Annotated in this window: 11 protein-coding genes; 7 read left to right on the top strand and 4 right to left on the bottom strand. The window is 50.7% G+C overall.

The annotated features are described in order from the left end of the window. Window positions 1–87: 87 nt before the first annotated feature. From B7982_RS14015 to B7982_RS13985, 7 genes are all read left to right on the top strand, one after another. Window positions 88–2,409, top strand: a complete 2,322-nt coding sequence (locus B7982_RS14015; RefSeq protein ID WP_088661288.1) for a glycosyl hydrolase — start codon at window positions 88–90, stop codon at window positions 2,407–2,409. 314 nt (window positions 2,410–2,723) lie between these two features. After that, window positions 2,724–4,610, top strand: coding sequence for a T9SS type A sorting domain-containing protein (locus B7982_RS14010; protein WP_088661287.1), 1,887 nt, complete (start codon window positions 2,724–2,726; stop codon window positions 4,608–4,610). A gap of 174 nt (window positions 4,611–4,784) precedes the next feature. Next, window positions 4,785–6,575 carry a glycosyl hydrolase gene (locus tag B7982_RS14005; RefSeq protein WP_088661286.1) on the top strand — a complete coding sequence of 597 codons (1,791 nt, stop codon included), beginning with the start codon at window positions 4,785–4,787 and terminating at the stop codon, window positions 6,573–6,575. Between the two features lie 103 nt (window positions 6,576–6,678). Continuing rightward, window positions 6,679–8,571 carry a glycosyl hydrolase gene (locus tag B7982_RS14000; RefSeq protein ID WP_158213019.1) on the top strand — a complete coding sequence of 631 codons (1,893 nt, stop codon included), beginning with the start codon at window positions 6,679–6,681 and terminating at the stop codon, window positions 8,569–8,571. 65 nt (window positions 8,572–8,636) lie between these two features. Next, window positions 8,637–11,057 (top strand): DUF3536 domain-containing protein, encoded by a 2,421-nt coding sequence (locus tag B7982_RS13995; protein WP_088661284.1) that lies wholly within the window; start codon window positions 8,637–8,639, stop codon window positions 11,055–11,057. Beyond that, window positions 11,057–11,578, top strand: a complete 522-nt coding sequence (hpt, locus tag B7982_RS13990; protein ID WP_088661283.1) for a hypoxanthine phosphoribosyltransferase — start codon at window positions 11,057–11,059, stop codon at window positions 11,576–11,578. The genes B7982_RS13995 and hpt overlap by 1 nt, the downstream gene beginning before the upstream one ends. After that, complete coding sequence (locus tag B7982_RS13985) at window positions 11,575–12,102, top strand: hypothetical protein (protein ID WP_073443074.1); 528 nt, start codon at window positions 11,575–11,577, stop codon at window positions 12,100–12,102. The genes hpt and B7982_RS13985 overlap by 4 nt, the downstream gene beginning before the upstream one ends. Before the next feature lie 4 nt (window positions 12,103–12,106). Here B7982_RS13985 and queA read toward each other — a convergent pair whose 3' ends face one another. The 4 genes from queA to gltX are packed head-to-tail and all read right to left on the bottom strand — an operon-like array spanning window position 12,107 to window position 16,865. Further along, entirely contained in the window at window positions 12,107–13,153 is a 1,047-nt protein-coding gene (queA, locus tag B7982_RS13980; RefSeq protein ID WP_088661282.1) for a tRNA preQ1(34) S-adenosylmethionine ribosyltransferase-isomerase QueA, read from the bottom strand. Window positions 13,154–13,155: 2 nt separating this feature from the next. Continuing rightward, window positions 13,156–14,139, bottom strand: a complete 984-nt coding sequence (locus tag B7982_RS13975; RefSeq protein ID WP_088661281.1) for a YafY family protein — start codon at window positions 14,137–14,139, stop codon at window positions 13,156–13,158. An 18-nt stretch (window positions 14,140–14,157) separates the two neighbouring features. Beyond that, on the bottom strand, window positions 14,158–15,405 hold the full coding sequence (locus B7982_RS13970; RefSeq protein ID WP_088661280.1) for a BON domain-containing protein: 1,248 nt from the start codon (window positions 15,403–15,405) through the stop codon (window positions 14,158–14,160). Then, complete coding sequence (gene gltX / locus B7982_RS13965) at window positions 15,405–16,865, bottom strand: glutamate--tRNA ligase (RefSeq protein WP_088661279.1); 1,461 nt, start codon at window positions 16,863–16,865, stop codon at window positions 15,405–15,407. The genes B7982_RS13970 and gltX overlap by 1 nt, the downstream gene beginning before the upstream one ends. Window positions 16,866–16,944 lie beyond the last annotated feature (79 nt).

Below are 16,944 nucleotides of genomic sequence, written 5' to 3'. Positions count from 1 at the left end.
AACATATTTTTTCCTTTCAAGCAAAAATGCTATTGCATTTTTGCTTTTTTCAATATATTTTGAGAACACGTATCTTAAGGAGAGAACATGGATTTTAAGAAAGTTTTCCTCGCATGTGGCCTTTCAGTCGCCTGCACCGCCTTCGCGGCCCCGTATGAAGCCGAAAACGCAGCCATCACCAAAGACGCAGCCGTTGCCTCTAGCACCGAAGCTTCCGGCGGTAAATACGTCAAGATGAACGGCGGCGACATCACTTTTTCCAAGGTGACAGTCGAAAAAGCAGGCAAATACACCATCGTTCTCCACTACATGAACAATTACGGTGGATCCAAGATTAACAACGTCGAAGTCGGCGGAGCCTCCTCTGCAGTGACGTTCGATGTGACCGACAAGGGCAAATTTGCCGATATCGAAACGGTCATGAACCTCGCTGCCGGTGAGAACACTATCGCCATCACCAATAGCTGGGGCTGGATTGACCTCGACTACATCGAAGTCAAGGGTTACGAAGCTAAAGCGTTCAACCTCTGCAACGCCCCGGTGACAAAGACCGCCACCCCGTCTGCCATCAAGCTCTACAACTTCCTTGTCAACAACTTTGGCAAGAAGACTATTTCCGGCGTGATGACCGGTAACATGGATGCCTACACCAAGGGTGACGCCACCCTGCACGAAGACGTTCAGGCCGTATTCAAGGCCGGCGGCAAGTACCCCGCACTCGTTGGAGTCGACCTGATGAACGCCACCGGCGCAAGCAAAAACAACAGCTGGTTCCAGGAATACACCGAAAAGGCCATCGATATCGCCAAGAGCACTTGGAAGAAGGGCGGCATTCCGGCATTCACATGGCACTGGCGTCCAGGTGACGAAGAGAACTTCTATGTGAAAGGCGCAAACGACAATTACACCGAATTCGACTTCACCGAAGCTTTCGTGACCGGCACGACCAACTGGGATACCGTTTCGACCGCTTACAAGGCACTCGTTGCTGACATCGATCTCGTTTCTAAGATTTTCCTTGACCTCCAGAAAGAAGGCGTCGCCGCCATCTTCCGTCCGCTCCATGAATCCGGTGGCAACTGGTTCTGGTGGAGCACCCACACAGGCAAGCAGTTCGCAGCCCTCTACCAGTTGCTCTACGAACGCATGGTGTTCACGAATGGCGTCAACAACCTCATTTGGGACTTCAATCCGAAGGATGCCGCTACGATGTCTTGGACTCCGGGCGAAACCTACTATGACGTGTTGAGCGTCGACATTTACAATGCAGCCAACGATCACCAGAGCAACAGCTCCGCATTTATCGACCTCACAAACAAGGCTGGCACCAACAAGATTATCTCCCTCAGCGAAAACGGCCCGATTCCTGACGTTGACAAGATGTACGAAGACGGTGCTACTTGGAGCTGGTGGATGCCGTGGTACGAATCCCCGAGCTGGAACGGCGGCTATGTGAGCCAGACTGCAGCAAGCGTATGGCAGAAGAACCTCGCTGACGAACGCATCATCACCCTCGACAAAATGCCGGGTTGGGACAACTATAGCGAAGCTGCCGCAGCAACAAACGTTTGCCCGACTTCTACACAGAATGCCAAGTTCGGTGCAGACACGGCCAAGGCCAATCCGGAAAATGTTGACCTCGTCATGGGCGTGACCTACAAGGCTATCAACGACAGCGGTGCAAACATCGAATTCAAGAAGGTTCCGAAACTGACCGGCGCAAAGAGCATCGCCGTCACAATCGAAAACAAGGGTTCCGGTGGCGAAATGAACGGCATCTGGATCGGCATGGCATTTGTCCGCGATGGTTCCGCCGATAAGGCATGGACCTGGGAACAGTCTCCGTCTGACGGCTGCTGGCTCAATGACGGCGCCAAGGCCACTTGCGAATTCGCTATCGAGACTTATACCGACAACGCAGGCGTTGAACATCCGATGGACCTCGACAACCTCTTCTCCGTCACCTTCATCTTGGCAGGCGCAAACGGTTTCGAAGGCACCGTCCTCTTTGACAACATGGTCACGGACAACGGAATCATCATTAACGGATTCAACAAGAAGACTGAACTCTTCACCGCCGCAGACCAGAGCAAGGGCCACATCGCAAGTATCGAGCTCTATAACAAGGACGGTACGCCGGTAACGCCTTCCGCACTTAAGCCGATTGCCGCCGCAAAGAAGGCTGGCATGAGCGTCAAGAACGGCAACCTCTCGCTCACCGCAAACGTTTCCGGTTTCGCAAGCATCGACGTGTTCAACATGATCGGCAAGCGCGTCGCGACACTCCACCGCGGAAACCTCAGCACAGGCAGCCACACGTTCAGCCTCCAGAACCTCAACAAGGGTCAGTACATCATCCGCGCCAAGGGCGCCGGAATCTCTGCCACCCAGAAGGTTCTCATCAAGTAGACTATAACACAAAAAGCCAAATACCTAAAGGCGGCCGCACAAGCGGTCGCCTTTCCTTGTAATGTGCATTCCGTCACTTTTTGCCCCGAACAGCCAAAATAAAACGTTTATTTATCTTACATTTCCGTGAAAATATTGCACTTTATCACAGTGTGTCTTGACTTCATTTTTTACAAATCTATTTTTCAATACAGTTGTTTGGATGTCTGGAGTGTGGACATTTTTGACGGTTTTGTCAACACCCCCGCGATTCTAAAATAGCTTATTTTAACTTTTTTATTTAGTTTCAGCAAAAACATATCAAGGGATACCCAATGATCAACTTCAAGACTTTGCTCGTAACATCGCTCCTCGGAACAGCAGCATTTGCAGCACCGGGACTCAAGGTGAGCGGCACAGACCTTCAGTATAACGGCAAGAAGATTTTCTTCTCGGGTACAAACCTCGCCTGGAGCGACTACAATTCCGACGTGGGTGCTTCCCCGCTGGACGAGAATGCATGGCGCAAGGCCGTGGAAGGCACGCGTGCCGCAGGCGGTAACGCTATTCGTTGGTGGCTCTTTAACAACATGAGCCAGAGCCCAACAATTGACGAAACGACGCATTTGGTCACAGGCCCGAAGGAAAATACCATCGCAAACATGAAAAAAGCTTTGGACATCGCCGAAGAATACGGCGTGATGGTCTCGATGTGCCTTTTCAGCCACAACTTGATGGAGCCGAACCAGTGGGGTCTTTACAACGAAAAGCTCGACATCACTGCTAACGAATTGCTTTTCGAAGACGCGGGCACCAAGGCTTTTATAGACAACGTTTTGATTCCGGTCGTGAAAGCCATTGGCAATCACAAAGCGCTCATGACTTGGGAAGTCTTTAACGAACCCGAGGGCATGACTAGTGAATGTAGCGGTTGGACCACAAAGAAGATGGCGCTCGCCAAAATCCAGAAGTTTACGAACAAGGTTGCAGCGGCCATCCACACGACAAACCCGGAACTTCTCGTTTCGACGGGTAGCGTGAACATCAAGTATCAGAAGCATTGGAATGACGCAGCCCTCATCGAAGCGGGTGGCGAAGCCAACGGTACGCTCGACTTTTTCCAGACGCACTATTACCCGTACTGGCAAGACAATTCCGTAAGCCCGTTCGTGAATACAGCAGCCCAGATGGCTACCAAGTATAGCTACGATTCCAAGCCGATGATCATTGGCGAATTCCCAGCAAGCGGTTGGGCTGGCGATACTTACAGATCCAATTTCGCCGCAAAGACAGAAATTACAACGGAAGAATGCTACCGCAAGGCTTTTGACGGCGGTTACGCAGGCGCTCTCGCTTGGCAGTACATCGGCGACAAGACCGAAGCGAATTTCGGTGGTTACAGCTACACGATTGATCCCGCGCTCAAGGCAATGACGGCTCTCGCCGCAACGGAAGAAGCCTCCATCAAGATCAAGGATGTGGACATTTCCAGTTCCACGGGCGGAAACGGCATGATGGCCGTGACTTACGGTGCAGACAACGGCCAGGTCGAATACCAGAACAAGGGCGGCTGGGACCTCTCCGGCGCAACAACGTTTACGTGGACCGCCAAGAACAACGGCGCATCCACCGCAGACATCTACCTGATTTTCAAGCTCACGGATTCTTGGACCTGGACCGAAACGGACGGTAGCTGCAAGGTTCCGGCAGGTGAAAAGGTCACTTGCTCCATCGACATCTCTAGCTTTGCCGACCGCAACAAGACGCTCAGCATCACGCTTGCCAACTACGCCTCCGGCTACACCGGCACGGTGATTTACGACGACATCAAGGCCGGCGATTTGACGCTCTTTGACTTCAACACTGACAAGTACGACGCCTTCAAGCGCGGTTACGAAAACACCGAAGAAATGATTCCGGAAATCAAGATCGTCTTCGATGAAAACTACGTTTACGGCAAGACTTCGATTTCCAAGAGCAAGCTCGCCGCCACGTCCAAGTTCACCGTCAACGGCGACAAGATTATGCTCAACACAAAGGCTAAGGGCCAGGTCAGCGTCGATGTGTTCGGCATGAACGGAAGAATCGTTGCCACGCTCTTTAACGGAGTGCTTGGCGCAGGCAATTACGTGTTCAGCCTCGCTGATATGCCGAAGGGCCAGTACATCATCCGTATGAAGGGTATTGGAATCACTACGACGCAGCCCGTGATTGTGAAGTAAAAAGACGATTTATAAAATGTTTCGAGAGTCCCGCGAAAACGGGACTCTTTTCATATAACAAAGCAGCAATTTTAATGCATAAACTGGCCCCGGAATAAATCCGGGGAGACAAAGCAACAATAAAATCCTTTGAATTTGGGGTGTAAGAATATAGATTTAGGGGTGGAGATATGGATGTTTATGAAACACTTTAACTACACAAATTTTGTCGCTACGGCAACTGTCGCTGCACTCGCAGGCACTGCTTTTGCAGCCACCCCCATCCGTTTAGAAGCCGAAGACGCCGTCCTCGCCGATGACCACAAAGTCGTCGTTACCGAAGACGCTAAGGCTTCTGGTGGCAAGTACGTCCAGATGAAAGAAGGCAACCTGGAATTCAAAGTGACTGTACCCGCCACGGGTTATTACACACTTTGGGCCACATACCAGTTGCCAACAGCTTCCGGAAACAAAATCCAGAACTTGACCGTCAACGATGTTTCTGCCGGACAGATTTCTTTCGGCACATCTGATGATTTCAAGACCATCAAGGGCGCAGGCAAAATCAAGCTCACCACAGGCGAAAACAAGATTGGCATCGTCCACAGTTGGGGCTGGGTCAACATTGACTACATTGAACTCACGGAATACGAAGCAAGCCCGTGGAGCCTCTCCCCGACTCCGGTCACGCCAGAGCCGACCGAAAGCGCACAGAAACTCTACAACTTCTTGCTCAACAATTTCGGCAAGCACGTGATTAGCGGCGTCATGACGGAACGCCCGTTCGAAAACAACGGCCAGTACACCCCGCAAAACTACGAAACGCAAACCGAACTCAGCTACATCAACCAAGCAAGCGGCAAGAACGTGGTTCTCGTGGGCTTTGACTTTTTGCACGCTTCGGGCAAGAATTCCGACCAGCAATGGTATCAAGGCTACACGCACGCCTCGCTCGAAATGGCAAAGACCGTTTGGAAAGCTGGCGGCATTCCGCAATTCAACTGGCATTGGAAAGACCCGACGCTCGAAGTCGAAGCGTTCTACACCGAATCTAGTGGCAACACTCCTTTCGCAGAATTCAGCATCAACAAGGCTTACGACGAATCCACCGGCAAATGGAAAACAAGTAGCGATGAATACAAGGCCATTGTCCGCGACATGGAAATGATCGCCGACTCGCTTTTGACTTTGCAAAAAGAAGGCGTTGCCGTTCTTTGGCGCCCGCTCCACGAAGCAAGTGGTAAGTGGTTCTGGTGGGGCACCGATGGCGCCAAGCCGTGCGTTGCTTTGTACAAGCTCATGTTCGATATTTTCGTAAACCAGAAAGGTTTGCACAACTTGATTTGGGTGTGGACCACCGACGAAGCAAGCAATGCACTCGACTGGTATCCGGGCGATGAATACGTGGACGTTGTGGGCCGCGACTACTATTACTATCCGCGCGAATCCAACCACTCTAGCCTTGTCGGTAGTTTTGAAACCGTCAAGGAAATGTTCGGTGGTAGAAAGATTGTAACGCTCAGCGAAAATGGCTCCGTGCCCTACCCTGACGAAATGAAGGCTGATGGCGCCAACTGGAGCTGGTTTATGCCGTGGTATGGCGACTACGCGATGGAAGGTTGGGCAAACGACAACACCAAGGAAAGCTGGAAAATCGTGATGAACAACGAATACACCTTGACGCTCGAAGACATGCCGGGCTGGGACAAGTACGAAATCGTCACGCCGCCGACAACAGGAATCAAGAATACGTTACGTTCGCAGAAGGGCATCGCAAGTTTGTCCGTCATCGGCAAGAATTTGCAAATTAACGTTCCAAGCGCCAACGCAAAAGTCGCGATTTTCGATATGCAGGGCAATCAGGTGATGAGCCGTGCTATCAATGGCGCAGCAAGCATCAACTTGAACGAAATCGCAGCCGGGCAATACCTTGTGAAAGTGCAAGGCAATGGATTTAACCAGAACGGAAAGATTCTGATAAAGTAATTGAGAATACCGATCCCGGAATAAATCCGGGATGACAATGCAAAAAACAACGTTCCCGGCACAAGGCCGGGATGACAACGCAAAAAAAATGGAGTGTATGATTATGGGATGTAAATTATTCGCGGGCGCACGCTCCGCAATGGCTTTTGCCACAGCAATCGCGGCTACATCAGCTTATGCCGCACCGACAACTTACGAAGCCGAAGATTTGAGCGGCGCAACCGTTGCCGAAGACGCAGACTTCTCCGGAGGCAAATACGCTAAGCCCGCCGACGCTAGCGGCATTACGTTTACGGTCAAAGTCGAAGAGACCGCCGTTTACGATATTACCACAAAAGTTCTCATCAAGCAATTCGACTGGATTACCTCTAAAATCACAGTCAACGGTGTCGATGTAGGTTCCATGCTCACGACTCCGCGTAATTGCGATTCGAGCTATGTCGTGTCCGCATCGGCAAAAATGAAGGTTGGTGAAAACAAGATTACGGTCGGAAACCAAGCCATCGGCGTGGACTACATCACCGTTGAACGCCACCCCGATCCGGAATACAAAATCGGTACCGCACCTGTCACGCCCAACGCTTCGGAATCTGCACGCAAGGTATTCTCGTTCTTGCGCGAAAACTTTACGAAAGCAACGCTTAGCGGCATGATGATTAGCGACCAGAATTTCAACTACGATTACGGCAACATGCGACTCATTCCGCCAGGAGGCTGCACACCTGCCGATTCCTGCAAGTACACCGACGCAGAAGTCTCGTGGAAAGGCCAGACGGATATTGCCGAATTCTACAAGCGCTCTGGGCACTACCCCGCCATTGGCGGTTTCGACATGCTCTTTGCCGCCGGCGGACATTCCGATGAAGGCTGGTTCAGAGGTTACTCCGAAAACAACCTCCTGATGGCAGAAGAACTCTGGAAGTTGGGAGGCATCCCGACATTCACATGGCATTGGAAAGTCGGCGAAGATACCGTATTCTACACCAAAGACACCTACCCCATGAATGGCTACCGCAGCAGTGGCTGTGCCAATGGCGCAAAGGGTTCTAGCGAAAGCAACACGTGCTTCAACTACACCAAGGCATTCAAGGATTCCACCTGCAAGGAAATCAACACCGCCTCGCAGGAATACAAGGACATCGTAAACGACATCGATAAAGTTTCTGCACTGTTCAAGCAATTGCAAGAGAAAGACGTTGCCGTTATCTGGCGCCCGCTTCACGAAGCAAGCGGTGGTTGGTTCTGGTGGGGCGTGGGCAGTGGAGACTGTTACAAACAACTTTATCGTCTCGTCTTTGACCGCATGGTAAAAACAAACGGTCTCAACAACTTGATTTGGGTATGGAACATCAATACGGACCCGCAATTTGGTTACGATTACTCCGCCCTCAATGCAAGCTGGTACCCCGGCGATGAATACGTGGACATCGTCGCAGTTGACATTTACGATCCGCTCAACGACCATAATTCCGGAGCAAACTACTACAACAAAATCGTAAGCGATGTGGGCACGAACAAGATGATTGCCTTGAGCGAAAACGGAGCCATTCCGGACATCGATAGCATCGCCGAAGACAAAGCTAATTGGAGCTATTGGATGACATGGAGCCAAACCTGGAGCGGAAACTTCTTGGAAAAGACGACCACAGAAATGTGGAAGAAGAATCTCGATGATAAGCGCATCATCGCTCTTGATGACATGCCTGGCTGGGGAAATGTCACCGTCAACAACCCCATCATCAACATATTCACGCAAAGAGCAAACAACGTAAAACTTGCCATAAACGGGAAGTCGCTTTCGCTCTCCACAAATCAAAACGGCCGCGCCACCGTTACCGTTTTTGACCTGACCGGACACCGCGTTGCAACACTTTTGCAAGGTCAAATTTCGGCAGGAACGCATAGCTTAAGCCTCCAATCGCTCGCCGCCGGCAACTACATAGTCAAGGCAAGTGTCGGACATCACAATACCATGCAGGTTTTGCGCTTAAAATAGTGCGCGTCGCAACATGTATTTTAAAAAAAAGGTTCACTTTTGAACCTTTTTTCTATTTTTAAACCATGACCGAAAAGACCCCCCTTTACTTTACTATTCACGGACATTTTTATCAGCCCCCTCGCGAAAATCCTTGGACTGGTGTTATCGAGAACCAGCCAAGCGCACGTCCGTTCCACGACTGGAACGAACGCATTGCAAGCGAGTGCTATAGCCCGAACTCCGCAAGCCGTATTTTAAATTCTAAAGGCAAAATTGTCGACATCGTAAACAACTACGATTTCATGAGCTTCAACATCGGCCCGACTCTCATGGGCTGGATCCGTACCAACACGCCCGACACCTACAAACGCATTCAGGACGCCGACAAGCGCAGCCAGGAACGCATGAACGGGCACGGCAATGCGATTGCACAAGTTTACAACCACATCATCATGCCGCTCGCAAGCACGCAAGACAAGCGTACACAAATTCGCTGGGGCATTGAAGATTTCAAGTTCCATTTCGGTCGCATGCCCGAAGCCATGTGGCTTGCCGAAACCGCCATCAACTTTGAAACAGTTGTCGAGCTCATCAAGGCAGGCATCAAGTACACGATTCTCTCGCCCACGCAGGCTGACAAGTTCCGCAAGTTTGGCGACAAGAAGTGGACCGATTGCAGCAACACGAATATCGATACCACGCGCCCGTACCGCATTTACCCGCGCGACAAGGAAGGCAACCTCGTCTGTGACGGTTACCTCGACGTGTTCTTCTACAACCCGTGGCTTTCGAGCGCCGTCGGCTTTGAACATTTACTCCGCGATGCAGGCACTTTCGGCCACCGCATTGAAAGCGCCTGGGACGCCAACCGTAACGATCCCCAGCTCGTAAGCATTGGCACTGACGGAGAATCCTACGGCCACCATGAACCGTTTGGCGACATGTGCGCCGCATGGCTCTACAACAAGTTCGCCCCGCAGAACAACATGGTTCCGGTGAACTACGGTTGGTTCCTCGAAAAGTTCCCGCCCAAGCACGAAGTCGAACTCAAGAACTTCTACGGTGAAGGCTGCGCCTGGAGCTGCGCTCATGGCGTAGGCCGCTGGTACAGAGACTGCGGTTGCTCCACCGGCGGTGGCGCCGACTGGAACCAAAAATGGAGAGGCCCGCTCCGCGATGCCTTTAACCATCTCAAGGAAGTCGCCGACAACATCTTCGTTCGCGAATTCGAAAAGATTTCGAAGATTGATCCATGGGAAGCACGTAACAACTACATCCAGGTGATTGTAGCCCCCGAAGACGAATCCCGCAAGGAACAGTACCTCAAGGATACGCTCAAGGATTACGAAAAGCAAGAAGACCGCGCTAAGGCCATTCGACTTCTCGAAATCCAGAAGTTCTGCCTGTTCAGCTTCACGAGCTGCGGCTGGTTCTTCAACGATATCGAAGGGCTCGAACCGGTGCAGAACATGCGTTACGCTCTCCGCGCGATGCAGCTTTTAAAGCCGTTCCTCCCGATGGGCGACAATCTCAAGAGCGAAATTCTGTACATTCTCGCTCGCGCCACGAGTAACGAACACAAGTGGAACGGCGCTGAAGTATTCACAAAGTACGCCGAAGAAAACGTCCCGTCCGTCATCAAGCAGATGGCAGAACGTGCCGCGATTTACCACCTCGAACTTGAAGAAGACTACCTCAACAAGGATTCCCGCATCACGGCAACAAAGATTGCGTCCCGCCGTCGCCAGACGCTTGTGCGCACATCTTATGAAGACAACGATCTCGGAGAATCTTGCGTGACCACGAACTTGGTCGTCACGGACCAGCTCAGCCGCGTAAACATCGTCGTTGCCATGGGCGAAGAAAAGGAAAGCGGTCTCACGTTTGTTGAAAATACGAACATGACGACGGAACAGCTCCACGAGCTCTATCCGACAGCATACGTTGTCCGCATGAGCAATCTCGCGAGCGATTCTCTGAAGCGCATCAACCAGCTTTCGACGCAGATGCACCTCGAAAACATCACAAAGTCGTTCTCCGGCTTTGCGCTGAACCATGGCATTTCCATCGACAGCCTTGCCGACCCGGACCACACCTTGCCGGACACAATGAGAAAGATCCTCACTGTGGAAATCAACGCCCGAATTCACCATGCCGCATTGCAGTTGCTGAACGAGCACAACAAGGCGAACATCGAAGAAATTCACGAACTCATCACCGAAGCAACAGCGCTCAACACGCACTTTAGCTTTGGCGGGCTTGGCCACATGTTCTTCCATAAGCTCACGCTCCTCATCGACGAAGTAGCAAAGAAGTTCAACGAAGAAACCCTCAACTACATCACCGACCTCATCACGGTCGCCGATTGGCTGAAGATTTTCATCAACAAGACTTCTCTTGAAAACCACGTCTTTGGCATCTACAAGCAATACAAGGCAGAACCAGACGGAAAGTTTGCGGCCCTCAAGCCGATGTTCCAATGGCTGAACTTTGAGGTGGTTTAATGTACAAGCTGCCGAGCGCCCCACTCATTACAGCGCAAGAGATAAATGCGCGCGTAGACTCACTCGCCTCTGAACTGAAAGCGTTTGATTTCGACGTGATTTTATCTGCACTTACCGGCAGCTATATGTTTACCGCCGACTTGTCTCGCCGTATCGCGACTCCGAAATTGCGCATTGCATTTATCAAGGCGTCAAGCTACGGCGAATCCGACAAGCCAAACGCAAACGTCCATATTTCGGGCCTTGAAGATCTCGACATCAAAGGCAAGCGCGTTTTGCTGATTGACGACATTCTAGACACTGGCAACACGATGTATTCCCTCGTGAAAGCCCTCGCGGATTACTCCCCCGCCTCCATCACGACTTGCGTACTGTTGAACAAGGAATCAAGACGAACGGTGAATTACCATGCCGACTTCGTTGGTTTTGAAATTGAAGATAAATTTGTGGTAGGTTACGGTCTCGACTATGCAAATACGTACCGCACCTATCCAGAAGTATGGGCACTTGAAGAAGCATGATTGAAAACAACAATAACGTAAACAACAGCGATAACGATGATTTGAACGAAGTCAAGAAACATGCGACCATGACGTTTGCCGCTCTGGAACGCAGTTTCAACAGAATGGCTTACCGCAGAAGAAACACCATCCGCATCATCGTCTGCCTGCTGTTCTTTTTCTTAGGCTACCAGGCCAACAACTGGTTTAGCAGCAAAATTCCGACGGAAAAGATCATCGAGAAAATTGCAGCACAGCCGGACCTTCCGAACAAATGCAAGTTCCGTTACGACCGTTCCATGGAATACGCCATCATGCACGAATGCGTTTTCTCGCACGACACGCCGACAGACGACGTGAAGCTAATCCAGCGCATCAACTATTGCTCTTGCGCCTTGGAACGCGTACAAAAAAAGAAGCCCTTCCAGAAGATGTTTGAAAACAACCTGGAGGACTTCACATTTAAGATTCGCGAAGAAATCCTTTGCAAGGACGAAAAGATTCCGCAAGCGCTCGAAATGGAATCCGAAACGCCTGCAAAATAATTCCTTACAATATCAGCATTCCGTCGCCGTAGCTGAACAATTTAAGCTTGTTCTCTACGGCCATTTTGTATGCATCAAGCGTGTTTTCGCGACCATAGAATGCGGACACGAGCAAGATAAGAGAGCTCTTTGGCCAATGGAAATTGGTTAAAAGGCCGTCCACAATCTTGTACTTGTATCCTGGATAGAAGAACGCATAGGTCACGCCCTTTTGCGGTTTCAAGAATCCGTTAGCATCGGCAACCGTTTCAATCACGCGCGTACTTGTTGTGCCGACCGTTACAATGCGGCCGCCTTCGCGCTTCGCCTTGTTGATGATGTCGGCATTTTCCTTGGTGAGTTCGTAATGCTCGCCGTGCATCTTATGCTTTGTGAAATCTTCGACAGAGATGTTCTGGAACGTTCCCGGGCCCACATGGAGCGTGACTTCAGCAACGTACACACCCTTCGCCTTCAAGTCTTCGAGCATTTGTTCGCTAAAGTGGAGGCTTGCGGTCGGTGCAGCCACAGCGCCAGCGTACTTTGCGAAAATCGTCTGGTACGCTTTCTTGTCGTCTTCGTCATCGGGGCGGTCAATGTAAGGCGGCAGCGGAACGTGCCCTTCCTTGTTCATGACCTCTTCCATCTCGGCAGGAGTCTTTTCAAAACGAAGAACGCGGTTGCCGTCTTCTTCATGAACTTCTTCCACGAATGTGCGAACGCCTGCAAGTTTGAGTTCACGTCCGACCTGGAAAGCCTTGCCCGGATGCACCTTGGCTTCAAAGCGCGCCTCGCCCGCTTCAGACGGATTGAGCGCCTGCACCAGGAGAACTTCGACCTGACCGCCAAATTGCGTTTCGCCATACAAGCGAGCAGGAATCACTTTGGTATTGTTTACCACGAGGCAATCGCCCGGACGGAACAGGTCGACAATTTCAGGAGCCTTCATGATGCGGCGTTCGCCGCCATTTTTGGGGCAGTACAGAATATGAGTCTTGCCCTTGCCCGCCGTACGGGAGGCAATCAATTCTTTCGGGAATTCAAAGTTGTAATCAGAAAGACGGTAATCCATTACTACGCCTTCATGTCCTTCAATGTATTTTTCAATTTTTCAATCATTTCTGTGCGCAAAGATTCCGGCTTCAGAATCTTCACATCCGGCAACACGCCAAACAGCCATGTCTTAAAGTCCGGAGTCAAGCGGAGCTTCAGCGTCACAATCATATTGCCGTCTTTATCTTCGGTGATTTCGGCAGCCGGAGAGAAGCGGGACTTATTAAACTGAGTCTTAAGCCAGCCCGTCTTGATAAGGAGTGTCACCGTTTGCGGGTCTTCTGCAGAGACGTACTTGCCAAATGCATACTTGTAATGTTCATACACGCAGAACGGTTCACGAAGCGTCATGGCGCAGTTATTCGTCTGGACCACACTCATGATATTTTCGACAAGATAATTTTTGAAGACTTGTGTTTCTGCATACGTTTCATCAGCAGCAATCAGATAAAGCGTATCAATGCGCATCACGAGCTTGATTGGGCAAACTTCAATCGTCTTCTTTTCCGTTTCTTCGTTCGTGCTCCTGTACACAATGCGAATCTTAAAGCCTTCACGAATTGCTGACAAAAGCTTCGAGACCATCGTGTCTTGAGCCTTGTGGTCACAGAACGGGCCGTAATCCATGATGTAATTCGGGTCAAGCGTAATCGCTTCAGCCTTGAATCCATCCGGGTCCGTTGTCTGCATGGACGAAATAACGCTATCGATGAGCTTACGGTTTTTCAAGTCCAAGGGCGTTGTATCGTTCATCGTCTTTTTCAACTTTTCAAGTTGCTTGACGATTTTCTGGTTAAAGTCCACCTTCTGTTCGGTTTGAATAACGTAAAAAGTTTCGCCATCCTTTTTGAACTTATGGAGGCCGCAATTTTCCTGTTCTAGTGCATTTAAATGGCGGAAAATAGTTCTCGGTCCGCAATCCATCGCCTGTGCAAGCATCGACACCGTCATCGGCACACGAAGTTTGCATTTAATCTTATTTATCTTTTCATATCCTGTAGCCATTTTTCACTCCTCTTTTTCCTAAGTTTTTAAAATTCTTAGACGGTTACCCACCGCTACCGACCGAGCAAAACCAGCAACAGCCAATAGCGCAAACTCTCTCTGAACAATATTTGCCACACGCCCCTCGACCAAGAAACGCTTGCCCACATACGTGACATGAACAAACGAATTTTTCAAGAAACTGTATGACGCAAGCTTATCCATAATTTTCTGGCAAAGGTCTTTTTTGCCGAGATTCTTTTTTAGAATCGCAGTCCCATGCATATTCAACGAAACTATGCCGGGAATACATTCAATACGCGACTTCAGTTCATCAGGATAAACTTCATCTTCGTAATAGAACGTCACCTTTGCAGCGCCAGATTTCACCTTGACACTGTACTTGAAAATCGGATGAGCAATATCATCCAAAACATCCCAAATTTGTCGTTCCAAGTCCTCGTCGGAAACCTTGGAATTTTTGCGAACGCGAACCATGTTCACGCAGCCGCGCAGTCCTGCAATTTCGCCAATTTTGGTCTGTATTTTTCGCTTTGTTGCAAGACTATTCACAAAGCCACGCAAATAGACAATGCCTTGCCCTGCTTCGACGGAGACATCTTCGCTTAAACCATCAGACAAAAGTTCCAGATGCTTACGCACAACAGCGACAACTTCGTCATTTGGCGGATTTTCCGCATAGCGAGGATAGCTCATAAAGACGATTAATCCGTCATCCATCTTCACCACAAGCTTGTCCTTGGTTTCGTCTTTGACGACTCCAATGGCAATACCAAACTGCTTGCGGATGACATGGTAGACATGGTCTCCCAACAAGGTATTCACGCACTGCGCAGGCAATAACCGATAGCCTTCGGGCGACACCTCATGGTCTATCGTAATTTTCGGACCTTCGAACTTTGCATCCGCAGGTCCATTTTTATAGACGACAACTTCCCTATCGTTCGCCTGGAAAAAACTCTTGACGACACACGGACGGGTTGCCCCGTCAAAGTAAAGCCAGTCACCCGGAAAAATTCGGTTGTGCCCATAGACCTTTGCATACTCGGATTGCGGATCATCCTTATGGCAAAACGCAAATTCCTGCGAGAAAGCCACATGATACGTTCCGCAATGAGTACAGACACAAAGTAGCGGAATACCGCGTTCCATACCCCCATACGTCGTGTACTCTTCCATGGCGCAGACGTCATGGCGAACTGCCTGCTGGCATTGCCGGCAGTACAGCAGCTGCGAGTACAAACGATAGGGGAAATATTGGCGCATTACTTCATCAGCGGGAGCGCCACGTCGATGCGGCGGAGCACTTCTTCCTTACCGATAATTTCGAACATTTCCCAGAGGCCAGGACCAGCAGTCACGCCGGACACGGCAAGGCGCGGAGCGCCCACCAGTTCACCGACCTTGTGACCGCAACGTTCAGCAAGTTCGTAAAAGCCCTTCTCGATCACCGGAGTCTTGAAGTCTTCGATGGAAGCGAGCATATCGCGCACGAGCGTTGCGACTTCCTTGGAGCCTTCACCGAAATGTTTCTTGGCGCCCTTTTCGTCGTATTCCGTCGGAGCGACAAAGAAGTACTTTGCCATCGTTGCGAGATCCTGTACGAAGTGTGCACGCGGCTTGAGCTGCTTCACGATTTCGAGCAAGCGTTCATTCGGTTCGGCGCTCGTATCAACGCCCATAGCCTTGAGGCCATCGACCATGATGTCCTTGAGGAATGCATCATCGCACATGTGGATGTGCTGGCCGTTCATCCACTGGAGCTTCTTTTCGTCGAAGCTTGCGGACTTCGGGTTGATGCGTTCGAGCGTGAAGCAGTCAATCATTTCCTTGACGCTCATCACTTCGCGGTCGTCGCCCGGGTTCCAGCCGAGGAGTGCGAGGTAGTTCACAAGCGTTTCCGGCAAGTAGCCGAGGTCGCGGAAGTCACCGACAGAAGCAGCACCCTTGCGCTTGGAAAGCTTACCGCCGTTCTTGTCGAGAATCACCGGCAGGTGGCACCACACAGGCGGTTGCCAGCCAAAGGCCTTGTACAAGAGTTCGTGCTTCGGCGTGGAGCTGATCCATTCGTCACCGCGGAGCACATGCGTCGTACCCATGTAGTGGTCATCGACAACGCTTGCGAAGTGATAAGTCGGATAGCCGTCGCGCTTGATGAGCACGAGGTCATCCAAAAGTTCGTTCTGGTAACTGATATGGCCACGGATCATGTCATCGAATTCCGTAACGCCCGTTTCCGGGACCTTGAAGCGGATGACAGCCTTTTCGCCAGCGGCAATGCGGGCTTCGGCTTCTTCGCGGCTGATGTTGCGGCAGTGGCGGTCGTAACCAGTGACCGGCACGTGAGACTTTTCTTGTTCAGCGCGGACTTCCTGCAGACGTTCTTCGGTGCAGAAGCAATAGTAAGCGCAACCGGCATCCAAGAGCTTCTTGATTTCGCGATGGTAGATGTCCAGGCGTTCGCTCTGGAAGTACGGACCGCAGTCGCCTTCGCAACCCGGACCTTCATCCCACTGGAGGCCAAGCCACTTGAGGTCGCGCATCAAGTCGTGGAGAGCGGTTTCGTTATAGCGCTTACGGTCAGTATCTTCGATGCGCAGGTAGAACGTGCCACCCATGTGTTTTGCAAAGAAGTAGTTGTAGATTGCCGTACGTGCGCCACCGACATGCAAATAACCCGTGGGGCTCGGAGCAAAGCGTACACGGACAGGACTTTTTTCAGTCATAGATTCCTCTTTAAATCCATATTTTATTTTATGACAAAAATTAGCAAATTCCATTGTACAAAACTTAATAGGGAACCGA

The sequence above is a fragment of the Fibrobacter sp. UWB2 genome (assembly GCF_002210425.1).
Classification (GTDB): Bacteria; Fibrobacterota; Fibrobacteria; order Fibrobacterales; family Fibrobacteraceae; genus Fibrobacter; species Fibrobacter elongatus.
The sequence above is the reverse complement of the archived record's forward strand: the minus strand, read 5'-3'. Positions and strand labels throughout refer to the sequence as shown.

Bases quoted from the DNA above. Each gene is read 5' to 3' on its own strand.
- B7982_RS14015 (WP_088661288.1), top strand. From the start codon at position 88: ATGGATTTTAAGAAAGTTTTCCTCGCATGTGGCCTTTCAGTCGCCTGC.
- gltX (WP_088661279.1), bottom strand. From the start codon at position 16,865: ATGACTGAAAAAAGTCCTGTCCGTGTACGCTTTGCTCCGAGCCCCACG.
- B7982_RS13975 (WP_088661281.1), bottom strand. From the start codon at position 14,139: ATGGCTACAGGATATGAAAAGATAAATAAGATTAAATGCAAACTTCGT.
- B7982_RS14005 (WP_088661286.1), top strand. From the start codon at position 4,785: ATGTTTATGAAACACTTTAACTACACAAATTTTGTCGCTACGGCAACT.
- B7982_RS14010 (WP_088661287.1), top strand. From the start codon at position 2,724: ATGATCAACTTCAAGACTTTGCTCGTAACATCGCTCCTCGGAACAGCA.
- hpt (WP_088661283.1), top strand. From the start codon at position 11,057: ATGTACAAGCTGCCGAGCGCCCCACTCATTACAGCGCAAGAGATAAAT.
- B7982_RS13985 (WP_073443074.1), top strand. From the start codon at position 11,575: ATGATTGAAAACAACAATAACGTAAACAACAGCGATAACGATGATTTG.
- queA (WP_088661282.1), bottom strand. From the start codon at position 13,153: ATGGATTACCGTCTTTCTGATTACAACTTTGAATTCCCGAAAGAATTG.
- B7982_RS13995 (WP_088661284.1), top strand. From the start codon at position 8,637: ATGACCGAAAAGACCCCCCTTTACTTTACTATTCACGGACATTTTTAT.
- B7982_RS14000 (WP_158213019.1), top strand. From the start codon at position 6,679: ATGGGATGTAAATTATTCGCGGGCGCACGCTCCGCAATGGCTTTTGCC.
- B7982_RS13970 (WP_088661280.1), bottom strand. From the start codon at position 15,405: ATGCGCCAATATTTCCCCTATCGTTTGTACTCGCAGCTGCTGTACTGC.